General features: G+C 57.4%; 14 protein-coding genes. 5 read left to right on the plus strand and 9 right to left on the minus strand.

Annotated elements, in window-relative coordinates; genetic code table 11:
- Positions 1 to 16: 16 nt before the first annotated feature.
- A complete protein-coding gene (locus FE702_RS02960) occupies positions 17 to 1255 on the minus strand; it encodes a winged helix-turn-helix domain-containing protein (RefSeq protein ID WP_147124716.1) in 1239 nt (412 codons plus the stop codon).
- Between the two features lie 120 nt (positions 1256 to 1375).
- Between FE702_RS02960 and FE702_RS02965 the strand changes: the two genes are divergently transcribed.
- Both FE702_RS02965 and FE702_RS02970 read left to right on the plus strand, forming a co-directional pair.
- Entirely contained in the window at positions 1376 to 4324 is a 2949-nt protein-coding gene (locus tag FE702_RS02965; protein ID WP_147124717.1) for a methyl-accepting chemotaxis protein, read from the plus strand.
- Between the two features lies 1 nt (position 4325).
- A complete protein-coding gene (locus tag FE702_RS02970) occupies positions 4326 to 4937 on the plus strand; it encodes a chemotaxis protein CheD (protein ID WP_186826963.1) in 612 nt (203 codons plus the stop codon).
- A gap of 3 nt (positions 4938 to 4940) precedes the next feature.
- Here the strand turns inward: FE702_RS02970 and FE702_RS02975 are convergent, their stop codons facing one another.
- The 8 genes from FE702_RS02975 to FE702_RS03010 all read right to left on the minus strand — a co-directional run bounded on the left by FE702_RS02975 (position 4941) and on the right by FE702_RS03010 (position 12324).
- On the minus strand, positions 4941 to 5774 hold the full coding sequence (locus FE702_RS02975; protein WP_147124719.1) for a CheR family methyltransferase: 834 nt from the start codon (positions 5772 to 5774) through the stop codon (positions 4941 to 4943).
- A gap of 7 nt (positions 5775 to 5781) precedes the next feature.
- Positions 5782 to 6243, minus strand: coding sequence for a chemotaxis protein CheW (locus FE702_RS02980; protein ID WP_147124720.1), 462 nt, complete (start codon positions 6241 to 6243; stop codon positions 5782 to 5784).
- Positions 6244 to 6246: 3 nt separating this feature from the next.
- Positions 6247 to 8211 carry a chemotaxis protein CheA gene (locus tag FE702_RS02985; RefSeq protein ID WP_147124721.1) on the minus strand — a complete coding sequence of 655 codons (1965 nt, stop codon included), beginning with the start codon at positions 8209 to 8211 and terminating at the stop codon, positions 6247 to 6249.
- A 5-nt stretch (positions 8212 to 8216) separates the two neighbouring features.
- Positions 8217 to 8582, minus strand: a complete 366-nt coding sequence (locus tag FE702_RS02990) for a response regulator (RefSeq protein WP_147124722.1) — start codon at positions 8580 to 8582, stop codon at positions 8217 to 8219.
- A complete protein-coding gene (locus tag FE702_RS02995) occupies positions 8579 to 8884 on the minus strand; it encodes an STAS domain-containing protein (protein WP_147124723.1) in 306 nt (101 codons plus the stop codon). Before FE702_RS02995 ends, FE702_RS02990 begins: the two co-directional genes overlap by 4 nt.
- 79 nt (positions 8885 to 8963) lie before the next feature.
- Positions 8964 to 9938 (minus strand): glucokinase, encoded by a 975-nt coding sequence (locus tag FE702_RS03000; RefSeq protein ID WP_147124724.1) that lies wholly within the window; start codon positions 9936 to 9938, stop codon positions 8964 to 8966.
- A gap of 18 nt (positions 9939 to 9956) precedes the next feature.
- Positions 9957 to 11288 (minus strand): GH1 family beta-glucosidase, encoded by a 1332-nt coding sequence (locus FE702_RS03005; protein WP_147124725.1) that lies wholly within the window; start codon positions 11286 to 11288, stop codon positions 9957 to 9959.
- Positions 11289 to 11298: 10 nt separating this feature from the next.
- Entirely contained in the window at positions 11299 to 12324 is a 1026-nt protein-coding gene (locus FE702_RS03010) for a LacI family DNA-binding transcriptional regulator (protein ID WP_147124845.1), read from the minus strand.
- Between the two features lie 258 nt (positions 12325 to 12582).
- On the opposite strand from FE702_RS03010, the gene FE702_RS03015 reads away from it, so the two are divergent.
- The 3 genes from FE702_RS03015 (at position 12583) to FE702_RS03025 (ending at position 16207) form a co-directional block, all read left to right on the plus strand.
- Positions 12583 to 13941, plus strand: a complete 1359-nt coding sequence (locus FE702_RS03015; RefSeq protein ID WP_147124726.1) for an ABC transporter substrate-binding protein — start codon at positions 12583 to 12585, stop codon at positions 13939 to 13941.
- 106 nt (positions 13942 to 14047) lie between these two features.
- Entirely contained in the window at positions 14048 to 15049 is a 1002-nt protein-coding gene (locus tag FE702_RS03020) for a carbohydrate ABC transporter permease (protein ID WP_147124727.1), read from the plus strand.
- A gap of 15 nt (positions 15050 to 15064) precedes the next feature.
- Positions 15065 to 16207 carry a carbohydrate ABC transporter permease gene (locus tag FE702_RS03025; RefSeq protein ID WP_147124728.1) on the plus strand — a complete coding sequence of 381 codons (1143 nt, stop codon included), beginning with the start codon at positions 15065 to 15067 and terminating at the stop codon, positions 16205 to 16207.
- Positions 16208 to 16272: the final 65 nt, after the last annotated feature.

A 16272-nucleotide genomic window follows, 5' to 3' on the forward strand; every position in this document is an offset into this window, starting at 1 on the left:
CCACAACGGCAAGAGCCTACATGAGCTTTGCGAATGCCTGGGTGTTCAAAAGAACGTCTGTCTTTTCACATTTGAGGGCCGTGAGTTGATCAGCCCCTGCAAACCTTGCCAGACGCCTCAGCTCTTTCCAAAGCTGGCTGCATCTGCCCTGACCCAAACGCACGCCCTTTTCCGGCCAGAAACCTTGGATGACCAGAGTGCGTGCCTTGCGATCCAGTTTCAGATCAATCCGTCCGATCATGCGCGTGCCTTCCAGCACAGGAAACACGTAATACCCGTATTTCCGTTTCGCTTCGGGGACAAAGACCTCGATCTTGTAGTCAAAACCAAACAGTTTCTCGGCACGTTTTCGGTCGCGAAGAGCGGGGTCAAAGGGCGACAGAATTCGCACACGGTCGGTTCGGGTCGGCGTTTGCTCCAGTATAGCTTCCCAATTTGCGGGAAATAGAACGCTCTGCGGCCCGCGCGTGGTGTCGATCACCCCTTGGACAATGCGTCCGTCACTCAAGGCACGGGTGGACCACTCCGCAAGCTCTGACTTTGGAAAGATTTCCCAGAACCGGGACAGCTCCGAGGCTGAGCCAAAGCCCAACCGGTGCAGCGCTCCCATGGCCGACCAATCCAGCGCTTCTTCGCGGTCCACGCGGCGGTTAAGCCATTCCGGCGGGATGACGTGTTCTGTCAGCGCATACACCTTGGTGAAGTTGCGCCTATGGCAAATGGCAAGCTCTCCGGTGCGCCAGAGATACTCCAAGGCCGTTTTGGTGGGCTTCCAATCCCACCAACCGCCTCCGTTCTGGCTTGCCCCGTCGCCCAGTTGCTTCGATGTCAAAGGTCCTTCGTCGGACAGCCGTTTCAGAACGGTGTCGAATTCTGCGGCAAATCCAGCCCGCCCATCCCGCTGATCCCACGTCGTGCTGAGCGATCTGCGCGCACTCTCGAATTGGTGCCGCCAATGCGGAAAAAAGGCGACCGGGACAATGGCCGCATCATGCGTCCAAGCCTCGAACAGGCGCCGTTCACGCTCGATAAGCGGCGGCAGATACTTGGCGCGGTAACAGGGGCGTCTGGCGTAGAGGATGTGGTCGTGCGCGCGCGCGACTGTGTTGATGCTGTCGACCTGTACAAACCCGAGATCATCGAAAACCTGCGCAAGGTCTTCACCTTTGCCCGAACCTGCCGGGCGGCAAAGAAGACCGTGCCGATCCAGAAACAATCGACGCGCTTCGTTCAGGGAGAGGTGTGGCAAGGTCATGGGGCACGCTGGAGGGTCTTTTGGAAAATCTTAGGGACGCGCCTCCGAGCTCTCAACCCGAATTAAGCGATTTCTTAAACCTCCGCCCTGATTGTTGCGCGATGTGATGCAGGGGGACACATGCGCAAACTTCAGCATTTGAGAATTCAAGTTAAGCTTCCGGTTCTGACGGTCGGACTTGTGCTGGCGTGCATTCTCTCGACCGGGATGATCGCCTACACGCACGCGCGCGATGCCCTGATCCAAACCCAAGAGCAGCGATTAAAGCAGACCTTGGCCCAAAAGGTGCAAACAGCTGAGCAATGGGCAAATGACCTGATCCAATCGACACAGATGCAGGCGTCAAATCCCTTTACGGTCACGGCTATGCGCGGGCTTAGGAAAGGGGTCAGCAAGGCCATCAGCGATGGGGCCAACCCTGAAAGCAGTCTGCCGAAGGCATTTCGCGCTGAACGCCCGGTCGATGCCTTGAATGCCGCTTCGCCGACCTACGCGATCATGCACCGTCGGTACGATCCTTTCTTTCAGGATATTGTCGCTCAAAGTGATGCTTCAGACATCTTTCTGGTCAACCGTGATGACCGGGTGATCTATGCATCGCATTCGAAAGAGGTGATCGGATCTGAACTTTCGGACACTGATGATGTCTTGGTCTCGTTGTCGCAAGCGCGGGACGCCTTGCGGGGGAGTGATAAAGGCATCGGGGTTGCGGAATTGTCGGGTGGCATTTCGGGGCAGGGCGCATCCGTTGTCGTGGCGCGGCCTATTCTTGCCGAAGACGGCGCTGAATTGGGCCTTATGGGCTTTGTTATCCCATGGAATGGTCTTTCAGAACCGCTCAGCAGGAATTGGACGCTGGGGGAAACAGGGTTCGCCAGCATGGATATCGTCAACTCAGGCGGGTGGTCGACTGTCGCAAGCGCCTCATCTGATCGGAAGCCATTTGAGCCATCGCTCACTCAGTCGTCGGAACTCTCACTCTTGAATGCAAAGGTAAGACTTAGGATCGGGCAAGAAACGCACGAGTTGCTTGGTCCCATCCTTACCGTACGCAAGGCTCTTATCCGCGATGGCGCAATTGCATTTGCCGTCGCGGGCACTCTCGCGGTGTTTCTGTCGTTGTCATTCACGCAGCCGCTTGGGCGTATTCAAACAACTTTGACCGCCATCCGAAATGAACAGCACAATGTGTCAATCAAGGATGCACGACGTAAGGACGAATTTGGTGGCATTGCGCGGGCGCTGCAGAGCTTTGCAAAAACACTTCAGGAGAATACTCGCTTGGTTGAAGAAAGCGCATTCAAGAATGCCGCTTTCGAAGCCAGTTCCGCACCTTTGGTCTTGGTCGATCGCGACATGCGCATCGCCTTTGCGAACTCTGCCTTCCAAGAGCTTGTGTCTGAAAACCTCGAAGCTTTGAATGCGATGTCCATCGACGTGCGCCCAGACGGGCTTGTTGGGCGATCCATGGATCTGTTTCAGGCAGACCCTGAACAAGTCAGGGGTATCCTGTCGGTCCCTGAACGGATGCCCTACAGAACAGAAGTCGAATTTGGTGATCGGACCATAGCGATGATGTTCAATCAGGTCCGGGAAGACCACGGGGCGCTGCTTGGTTTTGTCGTCGAGTGGGAGGATACCACCGAGAGCCGCAAGCAGGATGCGTTGCTAGAAGCGATCAACACACGTCACATCATGGCCGAATTCGACATGGAGGGTAACCTTGTCTTTGCCAATGATGCCTTCAGCGGCTTTTGCGGACACGGGGCAGGCGACATCATTGGCAAGTCCCTGGATGTCTTGTTGGCCCCGGATGACAGCAAGCCAATGGAAAATGCCGACACGGATGATCTCGGCGATATTCCAGAGCAATCGCGCTTTGTCTCGCCGCAGACAGACCATCTTATGGAAGGTGGCATGACCACCATAATGACCCGCACCGGCATGCCATCGCGCCTTTTGCTGATTGGTCAGGACATCACCCGCGATCACAAACGTCTCACCCGCGCGGAAGAGGAAAAAGAGGCGCTGATCGAAAGCCAAACCGCCGTTGTCGAGGCGCTCCGCGATGCTTTGGCCCGTCTTTCACAGGGTGATTTGGCCGAGGCCATTACAGATGAATTTCCAAGCAATTATGATGTTTTGCGTGCTGATTTCAATTTGGCGCTTGAACGGTTATCGGCGGCTTTGGGTTTGGTTGTTCAGAACGCAAACGCCATTCGCGGTGAAGCGTCCGACATTACAACGGCGGCAGACGATCTCAGCCGCCGCACCGAACGACAAGCCGCCACGCTCGAAGAAACGGCGGCCGCACTTGATCAGTTGACACAAAACCTTCGGATTGCGGCGGGCGAAGCAAAACTCGCCGATGAAGTCGTCACACGCGCCCGAGAGGACGCTGTGGAAAGCGGGCAAGTGGTCGAACAGGCCGTCGCGGCGATGGCAGAAATCGAAAGGTCTTCGAACCGTATTTCAAGGATTATGGAAGTCATCGACGATATAGCCTTTCAGACCAACCTACTGGCACTCAACGCCGGGGTTGAGGCGGCGCGCGCGGGCGAGGCCGGACGCGGGTTTGCCGTGGTGGCGTCAGAGGTCCGCGCGCTGGCGCAGCGCTCTGCCGGGGCTGCGCGTGAAATCACGGACCTGATCTCTATCTCGCGGGATCATGTTGGCCAGGGCGTCGAGCTGGTGGGTAAGGCAGGACATGCGCTTGGCGGGATCGTGACGTCGGTGGCCGATATTTCCCAGCACGTGTCTGAGATCGCGGGCTCTGCCGCAGAGCAGTCACGCAGCATTGACGAAATCAACGCGGCCGTCACCAATCTCGATCAAGTCACCCAACAAAACGCGGCCATGTTCCAGGAAACAACAGCAGCAAGCCACGCCCTGCGCCGCGAAGCGCAGCAGTTGAGTGATACGGTGGGACAGTTTGTGTTGGCCGAAGGTGCCGCGTCTGAGCAACCCGCCGACATAGCAAGCAATGATTTCGAACCCGCCGCGCTACCCGTCGCTGTGGGGCAGGACTATGCAGCACCTGACGCACATGGCGGATGGGAAGAGTTCTGAGATGAACAAGTCCGCGGAGGTGCGTGCCTCAGCCCCCTTGCGGCACGCGTCATCGTCTTGCGGTCATGTGGGTCAAGGTGAGGTCGTCGTCACGGTCAGGCCCGACTGTCAGGTTGGAATGATCCTTGGCTCTTGTGTTGCAGCGGTGCTTTGGGATGCGGACACTCAGGTAGGTGGCGTCAATCACCTGTTGTTGCCACCGGTGCAGACCCCCGCCCAATTGGCGATGGGTGTTCAAGTCAATCTTATGGAAAGACTGATCAATGGCGTGCTCTCCGCTGGTGGGCGGCATGGGCATCTGCAAGCCAAGGTGTTTGGAGGGGCAGGCATGATCCGCGGGTTGAGCGATGCTGGGCGTCGGAACGCGCACTTTGTGACCCAATTCCTAGCGGATGAAGGGATCACCTGTACGGCCCAATCCCTTGGAGGCCACAAGGCGCGCCGTTTGCGCATTTGGCCCGCAACAGGCCGCGTCCTTCAACGCACGCTGCGCGATCAAATATCCGACGAGATGGAGAGCGAAACAGCGGCCGTCGACTTTGGGAACACCGCAGGCGTGTTGCAAGGTCCGGATGCCGACGCGTTTCGTTTGTCTGGTGTTGAACTCTTGTAGCCCTTAAGCGCGGGACCTTTGATACGCCGTATGGCAGGTCGAATGCGCTTGATATCCAAACCCTGATGGCACGCGCTCTGAGTGACCGACAAACAGGTGCCCATCAAGCGTCAGCTTACTCCAAAACCTGCGCCACAATGCATCCTGATGCGCACGGTCAAAATAGATTGCCACGTTCCTGCACATGATCGCGTCAAACCGCCCTGGCATCGGCCAATGCCCATGCAGATTGAGGTCGCGAAACAATGTCATCTGCGTAATCCGAACATCGACGCGGTAGGATCGTGCGGAGGTGTCTTTGGTAAAATACCGTGCCACTTGATCGCCGGTTAATCCGCCAAGCATGCTGTGATGATAGGTACCCAGCTGCGCGTATCGCACCACGGAAGGATCGAAGTCCGTTCCAAGGATGCGAATATCCAGTAGATGTGCCGCTGGCTCTTGGTCCAGCAGGCAGATCGCCATCGACACCGCTTCCTGCCCGTTTGCGCATCCGGCGGACCAAAGGCGGACGCGCTGGCCGCTTCTTGCTGCCGCGATGAGCTCCGGTAGGATCTGTCGGCGCAAGAGCTCGAAATGATGGGCTTCGCGGAAAAATCGCGACACATTCGTGGTCAGCGCGGCCACCATTCGAAGTCTTTCGTGGCTGTCTGGCGCATCTACGAGTGCGAGGTATTCGTCATAGCTGTCGATGGCGAGGCGCGAGAGGCGACGGCCCAACCGCGTTGCAACCATGGTCTGCTTCGTCGGCAAAAGGTTGAGGCCGGCTTCGTCCAAGGCGATCTTGCAAATCTTTGCAAACTGCGCGGCCGTCAGAGGGGGGAAAGAAAGGCCCAAACCGGACTTAGGCCGCCAGAGCGCCGTCCTGCGTGATAAGTGTGTCGGGTGACAAGAGACGGATCATTTGATCATCCAAAAGGCAAAGTGCCGATACAAATCCTTTGGAGTGTTCTTGTACACCGTCAGGCGGTGGCTGGATCGCGGCGGGATCGACGGTCAGTATGTCAGACACAGCGTCGACTGTGATGCCGAAGGTCCGGCTCGCCACGGTGAGGACGATCACGACCGAGCGGTCAGACACTTGATGCGCCTCCAGACCAAGACGCGTCGCCAAGTTCAGGATGGGTAGGACGGTGCCGCGCAGGTTTATCACACCGCAGACATAGTCCGGCGTGCCGGGCAGGGCGGTTGGCTCTACCCAGCCTCTGATTTCGCGGACGGCCATGATGTCGACGGCATATGCCTGTCCAGCAAGTCCGAAACTGAGGAGTTCGATGGGGTTCATGGCAGGGCTGTCTTGGTTCATGATCTATCCAGTCTGGGCAAGTGGCACCGCCGCCTGGGTCGAGCCTTGGGCCGTCGCCGGTGTGAGTTCATAAGGGTCCACGATCAGAGCGATACGTCCGTCGCCGAGGATCGTTGCAGCGGCGATGCAAGGATGCGTGGCAAACCCATCCTGCAGCCCTTTGATCACGACCTGCCGCTGTTCGAGGATTTCATCGATGATGATCGCCGAAGTCGCGGTGTCTTCGTGCGTGACGATAAGGGCTAGAGCGCCATCAAGGTCTGAGCGCCGCGGACTGAACCCAAGCTCGTCGGCAAGATCGCAAATGGGAATGACCCGGTCGTTATACCGTAGCAGTCGCCGTGATCCGCCGCTTGATGTTGGCAATTCCACAACTTGGGAGGGGCGGACATGCAATGTCTCACGAATGGCTGAAAGCGGCAAGACAAGGGTATGACCTTGGGCACCGATAATCATGGAATCCAGCACAGCCAATGTCAGCGGCAGCGCGATGCTGAAACGTGTGCCTTGCCCCGGTCGGCTTTCGACCATCAGGCGTCCGCCCAAAGCGTGAATTGCGCTGCGCACGACATCCATACCGACCCCGCGCCCCGAAACGTCTGAGACGGTCTTGGCGGTCGACAATCCGGGATGAAAAAGCAGGGCATCAATTTCGGCGTCTGACAGGCGTGCATTCGGACCGATAATGCCTTGGGTCTCGGCCTTGCGTTGAACGCTTGCGCGGTCGATGCCCGCGCCGTCATCGGAAAGCTCTACAATCACCTGTCCAGATCTGTGTAACGCCCGCAGCTTGATGGTTCCGTTGGCGGCCTTGCCCGCCGCCTTGCGCTGGTCCGGCGGTTCGATCCCATGATCTACGGCATTGCGGATCATATGGGTAAGTGGCTCAGTAAGCCGCTCAATGACGGTTTTGTCGATTTCGGTGTCTGCCCCTTCCATGATCAAATCGACGGGTTTTTCAACCGTGTGCGCCGTCTCTCGGCAGATGCGGGCCATGCGCATGAAGAGTGGTTTGACCGGTTGCGCCCGGATTTGCATGACGCTGTCTTGCAGGTCACGGGTCAGGCGCAAGAAGTCGTCCAAACCGCTGCCATAGGCAAGGTTTCCAGTCAGATCGGTGCCTTCCATCGTCTGAGCGAGCATGGCTTGATTGATCACCAACTCTCCCACCAAGTTGATCATGCGATCCACACGCTCCAATTCGACTCGAATGGTCGCCTTGGGTGTCGGGGCGGCGGTTGTTGCTGAGTTGCGCTCAGGCTGTTTGACCTCAGGCGGCACCACCTGATCAGCGGTGTTCATTGCGAGGCCCAGCGCCGCATGCTGTTTGCCGATCCACTCTTCAATCGGCGAAGTATGGCAGGTGACATCAATCTGCCAGGTGAGCATCATCTGCTCAGGGTCGTAGGTCTCGATTGTGGGGATCGCGTCGTCATCAAGTCGAACCTCGCACTGCCCGATCGCGCCCAAGTCGGATAGAACCTCGCGACAGCTGAGACCCTGTTTCCAAAGGTCTGTGGCAGGTTTCAGATGAACCGACGCTGCATCCGATTGCTCGTCCGCGCCACGCCGGATGTCGAGTTTCCTTGCGTTTTCGGGGGCTGCGGATTGTGTGTCGTGTGCATCGCAGACGTCGCTGCCTTGCCTTGCGGCAGTGACCAGCGCCGCCAGATGATCGGATGCGCGCAAAAGATCCGAAATCTCAGCAAGTGAGGGTAAGGATTTGTCGTTGCGCAGCCGCGTCAGGGTGTTCTCCAAGTTGTGCGCATATTTGGTGAGACCGTCGAAGCCGAATGTGGCAGCACCGCTTTTGATCGAATGTACCGATCTAAAGAGCGCATGGACGGTTTCATGCGTCCCGCCCCCACGACCCAGATCATCAAGGCCATCTTGAAAAGCCTCCATCAGTTCGTCGCATTCATCAAAGAATGTCGCCCGAAGGTCAGCCATCGGTTCTGGCTGGCGCATCGGGATCAGCCCGCAATCATGTTTAAAGCGCGGACAAGCTTATCGGGGTCAAAGGGTTTCACGACCCATCCCGTCGCTCCGGCCTGGCGTGCCTTGGCCTTAAGTTCTGGCGCGCTTTCCGTTGTGAGAACGAGGATCGGCGTCTTTCGGTGTTTGTCTTGCGCGCGCACGGCATCGATAAAGCCAAAACCATCAAGGTTGGGCATGTTGATGTCGGTAATGATGGCATCAGGTTCCAGCCCCTCCAGAGCCGTCAGACCGTTGACCCCGTCGTCGGCCAGATGTGTCTCGATACCGGCATTCTCAAGAGTCATCTGGATCATCTTGCGCATGGTTCGGCTGTCATCCACAGCGAGAATTTGCAATGTCATGTGGGCTCCTTGGGGCAGAGGGCATCGGCGTGACCGAACAGGGCGAGATCAGCCATCAGGGCATCGGACGGAGAATGAAGCGTGAAACCATCGCCGCGTTTGGTCTGCGTCTTGTGCAACATGGCAAGCGTCTGAAACGCGGTGTCGTTCAGCCGCTCAACCAGCGCGCCATCCAAGGTGATGTTGCAGGGGCCGTTGCGCAGTTTGCCGACGATGGGTGCCAAGTCATTGGCATTAGGGACCGCCGACAGGCGATCAATGATCTTTGCAGGGCGTTTGCGCCCAGTGTTTGCATCTGGCATCCAATGCTCCCCAGTACTTTGGGGGCATGTGTAGCGGGGTAGGGGTTACCAATTGCCTTACGGATGCAAGGCTTGACGTCTAGTTGGACATCAAACGGCTCATGTGGCTCGCACAACCTGTCAGTGCGGCATAGTCATCTTCGACGATTTGAACCCCAAAGTTGCCCATGAACCCGGCAAATCGGCCTTTGTCTTTGTAGGACGCCTCGAAACCGAACTCGGCCATGTAGGGTTTCATGGCCCGTGCGACGCCGCCAACAAGGAACACGCCACCAAACGGCAAATGAATAAGCGACAGGTTGCCCGCCACGGTTCCAAGCAAACGCACGAACAACTGAACGGCGTCACGTGCATACGGGTCCGATCCGGTTTCGCAAGCTGACATGATCTCCGCAGCTGCGCACTCTTTCGGGCTGCCTGCCTCGGTGGTTACAAAGGCATAAGCGCGTTCAAGCCCCCGTCCTGAAAGCAGGTCTTCGACTGCGGGAAAGCCGTGTGCGTTTTCGACGAAGTGCAGCAGGCGCAAATCGCGATCTGTGCGGATCGGCAGGTTCGCGTGGCCACATTCGGATGGCGGAACCAGACGGCCAACCGCCGTCTCGTAAACCGGTGCGGCGTTGAAACCCGTGCCAACACCGATCACAAGCCGGGCCGCGAGCGGCGAATGCTCGGGAACTGGAACAATCGTGGCAAGGTTTTCAGGCGCAATGAGGCCAAGCGCATGGCCTTGCGCCTGCAGATCGTTCAATACCGCCACATACTCAGACCGCGTTGCGCGCTTTAGCACATCCTTGTCCACACTCCAGTCGAGGTTCGTCAGCGTGCCGACACCGTCGCGCACAGGGCCCGCCATCGCGACGCATGTGGCCACCGGATCAACGTCGTTTTCCTCGTTCAGATAGGCACGCAACACGCTTTCCAAACCGGGGTAATCGGCATTGCGATACCGGCGGATGGTGTCCGTCAGGACCGTTTCGCCATCTGCAAGCGCCACACGGGTGTTGGTGCCCCCAATGTCGGCAACGATAGAAAGCGTGTTTGCAGGATGTGCCATGGTCAGGTCAGTCCAGTATCAGTCAGTGGCGCGCAGCCATTCGGTAAGGGCATAGTACGAATGCTTCGGGGTGCGTTTCAGGCTGTCAAAATCCACGTGGATCAGACCAAAACGCTTTTCATACCCAAATGCCCATTCGTAGTTGTCCAGAAGGGACCAGTAGTAGAATCCCTCTATGTTAGCGCCATCAATCATGGATTGCCGCACTGCCGCAAGATGGTCCTGAATATATTTCCAGCGCTCTGTGTCGCCAAAATTTGATCCCGTGTCCGCCTCTGGCCATGCCATTCCGTTCTCGGTGATGAACATTGGCAGATCGCCGACGTATTCATCTTTCAACCATGTCAAAAGCCAGCTCAGACCATCTGGATAGATTTCCCAACCCATCTGCGTTTTGGGCAAGGGGCCTTCGACCTGTTTCAAGCTTGGCCAAGGAATGGTGTCATCATGCGCAAAACGGTTGAGCATGTAATAATTCACGCCATGCCAATCCATCGGCTGGCTGATCTCTGCCATGTCATCCTGCCAGCCTTTTGGCAGGTGCGGACCGTAGCCTTCCATGGCGTCCGCTGTGTATTCACCTTTGAAAAGCGGATGCATGAACAGCTGGTTCATAATCGCGTGCTGACGATTGGCGGCCGCGACGTCGCGTGGGTCGTCGGAGCCGGGTTTGACGGCCTCGTAATTGACGACGATACCCAGGTCCTTTTGCCCCATCTCGCGCAGCCGTGTCATGCCGCGACCATGCGCCTTCAGAACGTGATGCACTGCGCGTGCAGCGGAACGCACGTCAACCTTGCCGGGCGCGTGACGCCCGATGAAGTGTCCAAGAACCGAGACACACCATGGCTCGTTGATTGTCGCGATTTTGCTTACGCGATCGCCGATGCGTTTGGTGATGACTTCGACATAGTCTGCGAACCAATCAGCAACGTCTGGATGCTCCCAGCCGCCCAAATCCGCGAGCGCCGATGGCATTTCCCAATGATAGAGCGTCTGGTTTGGCTTGAGGTCACGCGCCAGCATCGCATCGACCAACCGGTCATAATAGTCTAGCCCGGCCTCGTTTACCTGACCGCGACCTTCAGGAAGGACGCGCGCCCAGGACGTTGAAAACCGATAGGTATCGAACCCGCCATCTTTCAGGAAATCGAGGTCTTCTTCGTATCGGTGATAGTGATCACAGGCGATGGCGCCATCCTCGGCGCGGATGACGTTGCCGGGCGTCGCGGCATAGGTGTCCCAATGGGTCGAACCGGCACCACCGAAGGAATGCCCTTCAATTTGATACGCAGCTGTGGCTGCCCCAAAGAGAAAGTCCTTTGGGAAGTCTTTGCGTGTGACAGGCATGCGAGGGTCCTTATTTCGCGGCAGGGCCAGTTGATTGACCAAGTACCAGTTGTGCTTCGAGTAGTTTGTTCATCGGCGCGGACAGTGGGTTTCTGATTTTGTCCAAGAGCAATTGCGCCGCCTGTGCTCCGGCATACCGCACCGAAGATCGCGTCGCCGTAAACTGAGGGATATCGCTGCCGTTTTGCAGATAGCTGAGTTCATCGTCATGCGTGATGACCGATATGTCACGGCCTAGGGCCAAACCCCGTTCTTGAACGGCCCGGCGCACACCCACCGCAGAGATGATGGAGGACACCAGAAACGCCGTGGCTGGATCGGGCATGTCCATAAGAGTGTTGGCGGCATCATATCCAAACTGCTCGGTCATTTCCTCGGAGCGGCACAGGTCAAGATCCAGCGGCAGGCCTGCGTCGGTCAGTCCGGCCTCATAGCCCGCGCGCCGACGTGCTGCAAAGTCCATGCTTTCGAGCCCGTTCAAAAGGGCGATCCGGGTATGACCGAGGTCCGTGAGAAATGATGTGGCGCGATGAAACGCTCGGCGATTGTTCACATCGACCCAAGAGTAGGGGGCATTCTCGCTGCTCACTCGCCCATGCACGACGAAGGGCAGGCCAAGGTCGCTGAGTTGGGCGATCCGGTGGTCGGTCGATTTAGGGCCATGCACAATGATGCCATCGACCGTGCCTTTGGCTCTGAGGTCTCTATATGCCCTTTCCTGATCTCCGTCTTCGACAAGGCTGATGACCATGTCATAGCCGTTGCGCGCATAGGTCTCGCCAGCGCCAGCGATAAAGTCTCCGAAAACCGGATTGACCATCTCGTGGCTACTCGACATCGGCAGAACATGGCCAATCGCCATTGACCGCCCGGTTGCCAGCCCCTTGGCCCGTGTGTTTGGGCGGTAGTTATGCTGCTCTGCAGCAGCGCTCACGCGGCGGCGCGTCTGTTCACTGACCTCTGGATAGCCATTCAAGGCGCGACTCACAGTGGTCTGAGAAAGCCCAAGATGTGCGGCCAATTCCTTGAGGTTCATGGTGTACATCTCACGTCCGGTTTTCAAAGCGCCTTCAAACTGATGTTATCGTTACCGTAATCGATTACGGCGGTCAAAGATGATCTTTGCTGCACCTGCACAATACATAATAAAAACAGGGATATGCGCATGTTTTCGCAATTCGGAATTGACTTGGCCAAAGGAAAGCGCGAACTTGCCGCATCCAAAGCGCTTTGAAGTGATTCAGGCGTCGGATTTAGGAAGTGGCGCCACATCGGCGCACATGGGAGGAAATCGATGAAAAAAGTTCTGTATGCCGGTTCGGCAGCAGCCGCTTTGCTTGCCGGAATGGCGCATGCTGGCGGTCACCTGCCATTCGCCAATGGCGAAGGCGGGTTCAGCTGGGATAGCTATAATGCATGGGCTGAGAACGCACCTGATCTGTCCGGCCAAACCGTGACCATTTCGGGTCCATGGCTGTCGCCGGAAGATGACTTCTTCCGCAGCGCAGTTGCATACTTTGCAGACGCGACCGGCGCCGAAGTGATCTACACTGGCTCCGACAGTTTCGAACAGCAAATCGTGATCGACGCAGAAGCGGGTGCAGCGCCAAACGTGGCCGTATTCCCACAGCCAGGTCTGGCATCTGATCTTGCAGGGCGTGGTCTGCTGTCGCCGCTTCCAGAGGGCATGGGTGACTGGGTTGCCGCAAACTATGGCGCGGGCCAATCCTGGGTCGATCTTGGCACCTACGGTGACGCAGACGGCAACGACCAGCTTTACGGCTTCTTCTACAACGTGAACGTCAAGTCGCTGGTGTGGTACAACCCTGAAAACTTCGAAGACGCGGGTTACGAAATCCCAACGTCGATGGAAGAGCTCAAGGCACTGACCGAGCAAATCGTGGCAGACGGCGAAACGCCATGGTGCATCGGTCTGGGTTCAGGCGCAGCGACCGGTTGGCCAGCAACCGACTGGGTCGAAGACATGATGCTCCGCACGGTTGAGCCATCGGTCTATGACCAGTGGGTGACCAACGAAATCCCGTTCGATGACCCACGTGTCGTCAACGCGATCGAAGAGTTCGGCTATTTTGCACGTGATGACGCCAAAGTGGCGGGTGGTGCAGGTGCCGTTGCAACGACCGACTTCCGCGACAGCCCAGACGGTCTCTTCACCTCGCCACCACAGTGCTACATGCACCGTCAGGCGTCGTTCATCCCTGCATTCATGCCGGAAGGTGTGGAAATCGGCGTTGACGCTGACTTCTTCTACTTCCCAGGCTTTGCAGATGCTGAGCTGGGTAACCCAGTTCTGGGTGGTGGTACACTGATGGCGATCACCGATGCATCAGACGCAACCTCGGAACTGATGAAGTACATGCAGCTGCCGCTGGCGCACGAAATCATGATGGCGCAAACCGGCTTCCTGACACCCCACAAGGGCGTCAACGGCGACGTGTACCTGAACGACTCGCTGCGCAAGCAGGGTGAAATTCTGGTCAACGCGACGACCTTCCGCTTTGACGGTTCCGACCTGATGCCAGGTGGTGTTGGTGCAGGTACTTTCTGGACCGGCATGGTCGACTATGCAGGTGGCAAAGACGCCGCTGCTGTCGCCGCAGACATCCAGGCATCCTGGGACGCGCTGAAGTAAGCGTTTGTTGGGCAGCGCAACACGCGCTGCCCAAATTCTTTTCGGGGGACGGAGCCCGGCCAACGAGGCCCCGCCCCACACCAGCCACATTAGGGAGGAGGACGCCATGCATCCAGCAGTGCTTGGCCTAGTGACCATCGCCGTCGCCGTCGTGACCTGTGTCGGGTATTTTTACCTGTCCAACCTGTTTCTCGACAAAGTTCTGTTCCCTGCCAAAGGACCGAATGCAGGGCGCAATATCAACCGCGCCAACATGATCCGTCCTTGGCTGTTTCTGTTTCCAGCCTTTGCCGCCCTTGGCCTTTACCTCGCTTACCCGGTCTTTGAGACGCTGCGCCTTTCGGTGCTTGATCGTGATCAGGGCAACGCCTTTGTCGGCCTCGCCAACTATCAGCAAATGGTGCAAGAGCCGAAATTCTGGGAAGCGGTACGCAACAATGCGCTCTGGCTTCTGATCGTGCCTGCGCTGTCCACGGCCTTTGGCCTGCTGGTTGCGCAGCTGACTGACCGCCTGAGCTGGGGCAACATTGCGAAATCCCTGATCTTTATGCCCATGGCGATCTCGTTCGTCGGCGCGGCTGTGATCTGGAAACTGGTCTATGAGGCGCGCCCGATTGAGACCGAACAGATCGGCGTGTTTAATGCGATCCTCGTCTATTTTGGCGCAAGCGAACCGATCACGTTCCTGACAGTACCGTTCTGGAACAATCTCTTCTTGATGATCATCCTGATCTGGATTCAAACCGGCTTTGCCATGGTGATCCTGTCAGCTGCCTTGCGCGGTATTCCAGAGGAAACTGTTGAGGCGGCCATCGTGGATGGGGCAAATCCCTTCCAGATTTTCTTCAAGATCAAGATCCCGCAGATCGTGCCTACCATTGTGGTGGTGTGGACCACGATCACCATCGCCACCCTCAAGGTCTTTGACATCGTTTTCGCGATGACCAACGGCCAATGGGAGACGCAGGTGATGGCCAACTACATGTACGACAAGCTCTTCCGCGCAAACGATTGGGGTGTGGGGTCGGCATCGGCGATCATCATCATGCTGATGGTCTTGCCGATCCTTGTCTGGAACGTGCGCCAAGTGCGCAAAGAAATGCGCTGAGAGGGAGCCTAAACGATGGATAATATCGCAGGATCAAAGAACTCTCTGACATGGCTGACTAGCATTGCGACGTTGCTGTTGGTCTTGATGTGGCTGTTCCCGACCGTGGGTCTGTTCGTGTCGTCCTTCCGCACTGTCGACCAGATCGGATCGTCGGGATGGTGGTCGGCGCTCAGCACGCAGGAACAGCAGAATGGCGCGATCCGGCTTGCCGGAGAAGAGGTGCAGGATGGTGATCTGTTCGTGATCGAAGGTTCGCTTTTCACCAATGCAGGCACCGAAGTCATTTCCTGGGGCACGTCATCGCGCGCACCGACGGAATATGAGCCGGGCGATCTGGCTGAACTGTCGCGCGACCGGACGGTCACAGTGGACGAGTTGGGCAATTTCCGCATGACCGCTCTTGAGAGCCAAGAAGGCAAGCGGTTGCCACGGGTGTTCACGACGACCTCCAGCCCGCCTGAATTCACCTTGGACAACTATCGCTTCATGTTGTTCGATCCGGAAAACAGCGAAGGCATGGCCAAGGCGTTCTTTAACACTCTGACGGTCACCATCCCGGCCACAATCATTCCGATCCTCGTTGCGGCTTTTGCAGCCTATGCGCTGGCATGGATGGATTTTCCCGGACGCGCGCTTTTGGTGGCGGTTGTTGTGGGCCTGCTTGTGGTCCCACTTCAGCTTGCTCTGATCCCGCTGTTGAAATTCCACCTAAATATCGGGATCGGCAAGGGCTACCTCGGGGTTTGGCTGGCGCATACGGGCTTTGGCCTACCGCTCGCTATCTATCTGCTGCGCAACTACATGGCCGGTCTGCCGCGCGACATCATCGAAAACGCGCGCGTAGACGGTGCGACAGACTTCCAGATCTTTATGAAGATCATCCTGCCGCTGTCATTCCCGGCGCTCGCATCCTTCGCGATCTTCCAGTTCCTGTGGACGTGGAATGATCTGCTCGTCGCTAAGGTGTTCCTGATCGATTCAACGGGTCAAACAACGGTCATGACCAACCAGATCGTCGAACTCCTCGGAACGCGGGGCGGCAACTGGGAAATCCTTGCGACGGCGGCCTTTGTGTCGATCGCGGTCCCGCTGCTCGTGTTCTTCTCGCTGCAAAGATACCTCGTCCGAGGACTTCTCGCGGGATCGGTAAAGTAATCAACTCATCACAGTCCCGGACCACGGTTCGGGGCCTCATACCGGGTTCCTCCCAGGGGCGTCCG

Origin of the sequence: Shimia ponticola (genome assembly GCF_007995215.1) — a bacterium.
GTDB lineage: Bacteria > Pseudomonadota > Alphaproteobacteria > Rhodobacterales > Rhodobacteraceae > Shimia_B > Shimia_B ponticola.